Here is a 5859-nt window from a genome sequence, read left to right as displayed (position 1 = left end):
TCGGCCTCCCACTGCGCGGTCGTCTCGTCGCGCAGGTTCCGGACGGCGGCACGGACCCGGCCGGATTCCTCGACGGCGGTGACGAAGCGATGACCGGTCCGGACCGCGTCGGGGCCGAGCCGGTCGCGAACCGCCGCCAGCAGCAGCGATTGCAGCCGGCCGCGGTGCACCGAATACTGCGGCCAGTCGTGCCCGGCGGCGAGCCCCCGGGGTTCGCGCCAGATCTCGTTGCCGAACCGGTCGAAGTGCACGAGTTCGGAGGTGGCCACGGCCTGGGCGGCGAGCGGCTCGTGCAGTCCGAGCCCGGCCAGTGCCGCGGTCGCGTGCGGGAGCAGGTTGATGCCGACGCCCAGCGGTCGCAGTTCGCCGGCCCGGTCGATCAGGCGGACATCGATCCCGGCGGCGTGCAGGCTCAGCGCGGTGGTCAGGCCGCCGATACCGGCGCCGATGACGAGAACTCTCATCGGCGTGCCCCGAGCGGGACCACGGCGGGGTTGAAGGATTCGTGCAGATGCGCCACCGCGATCGACCGATGGTCGCTGAGCACGCTTTCCTTGTACGCGCAGGGCGGGCCCGGTTCGTCGCCGGCGGTCCACTGCGTGAAACCGGTGGCCAGAACGGTGCGTGCCAGATGCCGCCGGCCCGCGGCCAGGCTGTGCCCGATCGGCAGGTGCTCGTCGGTGAGCAGTTCGGTGAGTTCGCGGTCGGTGGCCACGATGCTGACGCGATTGTGTGAGACCGGAACTCCCTCGCCGGTGACCAGCACGGATCGGCGCACCACGACCGGGGTGTCCTCCGCGCAACCCAGCGCGGTGCGTACCGGGGGCGCCAGAGACCGGGCGGTGGTGAGGTGCTGGTCGGTCAGGTCGAGGGCCAGCGGCCGCCCGACCAGGGCCTCGAGCAGTACGGTCATCGAACCGTCGGCGCGGAGTAACATCCGGGTAACCGACGGTACATCGTATTCCGTTGTCGCCGTGAGGAATTCCGTCACACCGAAAACGATACGGTTCCCTGCGGGCCTCGGCACTCCCGGTGATGGAGACATCCGCCACGTGGCCGCCCTCGCGGTATGGGTGCGTCGGCGATCCGGCTTTTCCGGAATCGACCCTCCGCAACCAAGCGCTTGTTAGAATTCGGCGATGATCTCGACGGTCGTCTGGGGTACCGGCAACGTGGGCCGGGCCGCGATACGGGCGGTCGACGCCCACCCCGAACTCGCCCTCGCGGCGGTCCTCGTGCACGACCCGGCCAAGGACGGCCGGGACGCGGGTGAACTCGCCGGGCTGGACCGCGTCCTCGGTGTCGCGGCCACCACCGATATCGACGCGGTGCTCGCCACCCGCCCGGGCGCGATCGTCTACGCGGCATCCGGGGAGATCCGGCCCGACGACGCCCTCGCCGATATCGTGCGCGGGCTCACGGTCGGCGCGAGCGTCGTGACACCGGCGCTGTACGCGCTCTACGACCACCGCGGCGCGCCCCCGGAGATCCGCGATCCCGTTCTCGCCGCCATCGAGGCGGGCGGTGGCTCGCTGTTCGTGTCCGGGATCGATCCGGGCTGGGGCAACGATGTGCTGCCGGTGCTGATCAGCGGCCTGGGCAGTGTCGTCGAGGTGGTGCGCTGCCAGGAGATCTTCGACTATTCCACCTACGACCAGCCGGATTCGGTGCGCTACCTGGTCGGAATGGGTCAGCCCATGGACCAGGTCCCGCCGATGGTTCTGTCCGGGGTGCCGAGCATGGTGTGGGGCGGGCAGGTGCGGCTGATGGCCCGCGCCCTCGATGTCGAACTCGACGAGATCCGCGAGACCCTGGAGCGCCGCCCGCTCGAGTCGACCGTCGACACCGCGACCATGGGCAAATTCGAGGCCGGTTCCCAGGGCGCCATGCGATTCGAGGTGCAGGGCATCGTCGACGGTGTGCCGCGGATCGTGGTGGAGCACATCACCCGTATCCATCCCTCCTGCGCGCCCGATTGGCCCGCCCCGCCCAACGGTCAGGGCGCGCACCGGGTGATCATCGAAGGCCGCCCCCGGATCGAGGTCACCGTGGAGGCGACCGACGAGGGCGGCAACTACGCCGCCGGGGGCAATGCCACCGCGGTCGGGCGGCTGGTCGGCGCGCTCACCTGGCTGGCGGAGGCCGGGCCCGGCCTCTACGACGCACTCGATGTGCCGCTGCGCCCCGCGGCCGGACGACTCGGAAAGGATCGGTCATGATCGTCGATATCCCCGAAGGCAAGGACCCCATCGGCTACGTCTGGGGCGAGATGGTCCCCGGTATCGGTGTGGCCGCCTCCAACTTCTCGATGGCGGTCTATGCCCACACCACGCTCGGGTTGCGTGAGTTCGAGGCCGCGCGCCTGCGCATCGCCAGGATCAACGGCTGCATCTTCTGCCTGGACTGGCGTACCGAACGTGACGGCCAGAAGGTGGAGGAAGGGTTTGCCGAGGCCGTGGACGACTGGCGTAACAGTGCAGCCCTGGACGATCGCGCCCGGCTGGCCGCCGAATACGCCGAACGGTACGCGCTCGACCACCACAATCTCGACGAGGATTTCTGGTCCCGGATGACGGCCCATTACAGCCAGGCCGAGATCGTGGAACTCAGCATGTGCCTGGGTTCCTGGCTGGCGTTCGGCCGCCTCAACCACGTACTCGGCCTCGACGCCGTCTGTGTGCTGCCGGGGCACACCACCGAGAGCCCCGCGGGCGCCCGGCCCGGAGCCTGACCGCCGCGCCATCACCGCCGCGGCCGGTGTCGGCTGCCCGGTTCGGGGTATAGCGCCTACCTCGAAGTCCGGTGTCGGTGAGGAGTGGCGATGCGAGTGGTGGTGACCGGGGCGACGGGCAATGTCGGCACCGCGGTGCTCGACGCGCTGGCCGAGACTCCCGAGGTGACCTCGATCGCCGGGGTGGCCCGGCGGAAACCGCGGCTACCGCGTGCGGGCGTGGAATGGGTCGGCGCGGATGTGCGGACCGCCGATCTCACCGCGGTTTTCCGCGGGGCCGATGCGGTGATCCATCTGGCCTGGGTCTTCCAGCCGACTCGCCGCCCCCGTGACACCTGGCAGGCAAATGTGGGAGGAACCGGGCGCGTTCTCGGGGCGGTGGCGGCGGCCGGAGTTCCGCGACTCGCGGTCGCCTCGTCCATCGCGGCATATTCCCCGGCGGTGGACGATGCCCCCGTGGACGAGTGCTGGCCGACCGAAGGGTGGCCCGGTGCCTCGTACTCGGTGGAGAAGGCCTACGTCGAGCGGCTGCTGGATCTGTTCGAACTTCGGCATCCCGATATCCGTCTCGCGCGGATGCGCCCGGCTTTCATCTTCCAGCGGGGGTCGGCGAGTGCGCAGCGACGCCTATTCATGGGTCCGCTGATACCGAACCGGCTGATCCGGCCCGAACGTGTGCCGCTGCTGCCGTTTCCGCGCGGCTTGCGGTTCCAGACCGCGCACAGTGCCGATATCGGCCGGGCCTACGCGGCGGCGATCACGGCCGGGGCGCGTGGCGCGTTCAACCTGGCCGCCGGGCCGGTGCTGGATCGCGCGGAGACGGGACGGGTCCTCGGCGTGCGCACCGTCGCGGTATCGCCCGCTCTCGTCCGGGCCGCGCTGGCGGGCGCCTGGCATCTGCGGCTCGTTCCGGCGACCCCCGGACTGTTCGATACCCTGATGCATCTGCCGGTGCTCGATACGGCCCGCGCCCGCGCCGAACTGGGCTGGATCCCGCGAACGAGTTCCGGCGAGACGCTCACACTGTTCCTGGAGGCATTCCGCGCCGGTGCCGGCGGGCCGACACCCCCGCTCGCCCCGGATGCCGGCGGCCCGGGGCGACTCCACGAGTTCGGGTCCGGGGTCGGGGGCCGTGATCCGGTCGACGATTAGCTGTGTCACCGCGGGGCGGCCGGGTAGCCGCCTGCCATGGCTACTATCGCTCCCTTACCGAATGAACGCATCGGCGCGCCATTGCGTGCGGTTGTCACCGGGTCCGATTCAGGAATCGGCCGGGCCATCGCGACCGCGCTCGCGGGCGGCGGGGTCGATGTGGGCGTCACCTACCACTCCGATGAGAAAGGGGCCGCCCGCACCGCCGAGATCGTCGGCGAACGCGGGGCCCGTGCGGCCGTGCGGCGCCTCGATCTGGACGATCTGCCGACCGGTACGGCGGTGATCGACGAGCTGGCCGAGGAACTGGGTGGTCTGGACGTGCTCGTGAACTGTGCGGGGACGGGCTCGGCGCAGAAGGCGATGGAGATGGACTTCGACAGCTGGCGGCATGTGCTCTCGGTGGATCTGGACGGGGCGTTCCTCTGCACCCAGCGCGCGGTCCGGCACATGATCGAGGCGGGCCGGGGCGGACGGGTCATCAACATCACCAGCGTGCACGAGCACGCGCCCAAGGTGGGTTCGGCGCCGTACTGCGCGGCGAAGGCCGGCCTGGGCGCGCTGACCAAGGTACTGGCGCTGGAACTCGCCGAGCACGACATCACCGTGAATTCGGTGGCTCCGGGGGAGATCGCCACCCCGATGACGGGCCAGGAGGATGCCGACCCGCGCCGGCAGCCGCGTCCGGGGCTGCCGCTGGGGCGTCCCGGGCATGCGGACGAAGTCGCCTCGGTGGTGGCCTTCCTGGCAACCCCGGCGGCCGGGTATGTCACCGGCGCCTCGTATGTCGTCGACGGCGGGATGCTGCTCATGGGCCCCCAGACCAGCCAGCTTGTCGGTGACGAGGGCTGGCGGGATCCCGCGAGGGGTGGCGGTGACGACTGATACCGGGTGGCGGTGTTTCACCGGCGCGGTGCGGGCAACACGGCGACCATGAACGGAACCGAGGACGCAGGTCAGGAATCCGCCGAGGTGGCCGAATGGGCCGATGTGCCGTCGACCGCGGAACAGCTGGACGAGGACGAACTGGCCGCCGACCCGCTGGAGGCCGGAATGGATCCGCCCGACCACTGGACCGCCGCCGACCGCTACCGCACGACACCGGCCGAACAGCGGGCAGGAGAGCCGATGGAGCGGCGGCTGGCCGAGGAACAACCCGATATCGTGCCCGAAGGGCAGCAGTCGGGCACGGCGCCCGACGCGGATCGGCGCAGCGGGTCCTGAGTACGGCCGTCGCGCGGCGCCGGTTACCCCGGAGCCTCAGCGATGGGTCCAGTCCGGCTGCCGGAAATGCGCGACTCGCGCCTGGCCGGGTGGCCGGCCGCGCAGCACCACTTCCCGGAATTGCCACAGCATGGCGCCGGTGGGGGCGTGGATGGTCATATCCGGTGCCAGCCGCATCTGCAACAGCCCGGTACCTTCGCCCGCCGGGCCGGCCTCGGGGGCGGCCGGGTCCCGGATCCAGTGCGGGGTGTCGTCGGCGGCGAGCCGGCGCAGATCGACGAAATGCACCGAGTGGACCTCGTCGGCGCTCGGCCGCAGCTGCGTGGTGTCGGCCAGGATCGCGACCACCGGGGTGATGGCGAAGCCCGACGCGGCCGGGAAATCGTCGAGGGCACCGAGTACATCGGCGGGACGCGCCGTCAGCCCGAGTTCCTCGTGCAGCTCCCGGGCCGCGGCCAGCGGCACCGTCTCATCGGCTTCGACCCGTCCGCCGGGCAGGCCCCACTGCCCGGCGTTGCGGCCCCGGTAGGCGCGTTTGATGACGATCACCGCGAGCGAGTCGCCGGTATCGGCCACGCAGAGCACCACGGCGGCGCGGCGGATACCCGGTTCGTCCGGGACGCCTATCCGCGGGAACGATTCCAGCCGGGAATGAGCCAGCATCCGGAATTCCTCGATCGTTTCCGGGACCGGCGGTCCTGCTGAGGTGCTCATGACCTCGATCATGCCGCACCGGCGGCTGCGGGGGCCGC

At 70.9% G+C, this 5859-nt stretch carries 8 protein-coding genes; 5 read left to right on the top strand and 3 right to left on the bottom strand.

Going from position 1 to position 5859, the window contains the following annotated elements; translation table 11 throughout:
- Together ACWDU1_RS28375 and ACWDU1_RS28370 are read right to left on the bottom strand one after the other, a co-directional pair.
- Positions 1-464 (bottom strand): FAD-dependent monooxygenase (locus ACWDU1_RS28375; RefSeq protein WP_450003115.1); only part of this gene is annotated, 464 nt, incomplete at its 3' end.
- Complete coding sequence (locus ACWDU1_RS28370) at positions 461-991, bottom strand: chorismate--pyruvate lyase family protein (RefSeq protein WP_450003114.1); 531 nt, start codon at positions 989-991, stop codon at positions 461-463. The genes ACWDU1_RS28370 and ACWDU1_RS28375, both read right to left, overlap by 4 nt.
- A gap of 148 nt (positions 992-1139) precedes the next feature.
- Here ACWDU1_RS28370 and ACWDU1_RS28365 point away from each other — a divergent pair, with 148 nt between their 5' ends.
- From ACWDU1_RS28365 to ACWDU1_RS28345, 5 genes are all read left to right on the top strand, one after another.
- Positions 1140-2219 (top strand): NAD(P)H-dependent amine dehydrogenase family protein, encoded by a 1080-nt coding sequence (locus ACWDU1_RS28365; RefSeq protein WP_450003113.1) that lies wholly within the window; start codon positions 1140-1142, stop codon positions 2217-2219.
- Entirely contained in the window at positions 2216-2731 is a 516-nt protein-coding gene (locus tag ACWDU1_RS28360) for a carboxymuconolactone decarboxylase family protein (RefSeq protein WP_450003111.1), read from the top strand. The genes ACWDU1_RS28365 and ACWDU1_RS28360 overlap by 4 nt, the downstream gene beginning before the upstream one ends.
- A gap of 90 nt (positions 2732-2821) precedes the next feature.
- Positions 2822-3883: an NAD-dependent epimerase/dehydratase family protein gene (locus ACWDU1_RS28355; protein WP_450003109.1), complete on the top strand. Its 1062-nt coding sequence runs from the start codon at positions 2822-2824 to the stop codon at positions 3881-3883.
- 36 nt (positions 3884-3919) lie between these two features.
- The gene (locus ACWDU1_RS28350; protein WP_450003107.1) at positions 3920-4768 is read left to right on the top strand and encodes an SDR family oxidoreductase; all 849 of its coding nucleotides are present in this window, start codon (positions 3920-3922) and stop codon (positions 4766-4768) included.
- 48 nt (positions 4769-4816) lie between these two features.
- Positions 4817-5107 carry a hypothetical protein gene (locus ACWDU1_RS28345; protein WP_450003105.1) on the top strand — a complete coding sequence of 97 codons (291 nt, stop codon included), beginning with the start codon at positions 4817-4819 and terminating at the stop codon, positions 5105-5107.
- A gap of 36 nt (positions 5108-5143) precedes the next feature.
- On the opposite strand, the gene ACWDU1_RS28340 is transcribed toward ACWDU1_RS28345, so the two are convergent.
- Complete coding sequence (locus ACWDU1_RS28340) at positions 5144-5821, bottom strand: NUDIX hydrolase (protein WP_450003104.1); 678 nt, start codon at positions 5819-5821, stop codon at positions 5144-5146.
- Positions 5822-5859: the final 38 nt, after the last annotated feature.

It is taken from the genome of Nocardia sp. NPDC003345 (assembly GCF_053589395.1).
Note: the sequence above shows the minus strand (reverse complement) of the source record. Positions and strands in the feature narration are given on the sequence as shown.

What these genes read in the sequence shown, in the direction of transcription:
- ACWDU1_RS28350 (WP_450003107.1), top strand. Translation starts at nt 3,920, where the DNA reads ATGGCTACTATCGCTCCCTTACCGAATGAACGCATCGGCGCGCCATTG.
- ACWDU1_RS28360 (WP_450003111.1), top strand. Translation starts at nt 2,216, where the DNA reads ATGATCGTCGATATCCCCGAAGGCAAGGACCCCATCGGCTACGTCTGG.
- ACWDU1_RS28355 (WP_450003109.1), top strand. Translation starts at nt 2,822, where the DNA reads ATGCGAGTGGTGGTGACCGGGGCGACGGGCAATGTCGGCACCGCGGTG.
- ACWDU1_RS28340 (WP_450003104.1), bottom strand. Translation starts at nt 5,821, where the DNA reads ATGAGCACCTCAGCAGGACCGCCGGTCCCGGAAACGATCGAGGAATTC.
- ACWDU1_RS28345 (WP_450003105.1), top strand. Translation starts at nt 4,817, where the DNA reads ATGAACGGAACCGAGGACGCAGGTCAGGAATCCGCCGAGGTGGCCGAA.
- ACWDU1_RS28365 (WP_450003113.1), top strand. Translation starts at nt 1,140, where the DNA reads ATGATCTCGACGGTCGTCTGGGGTACCGGCAACGTGGGCCGGGCCGCG.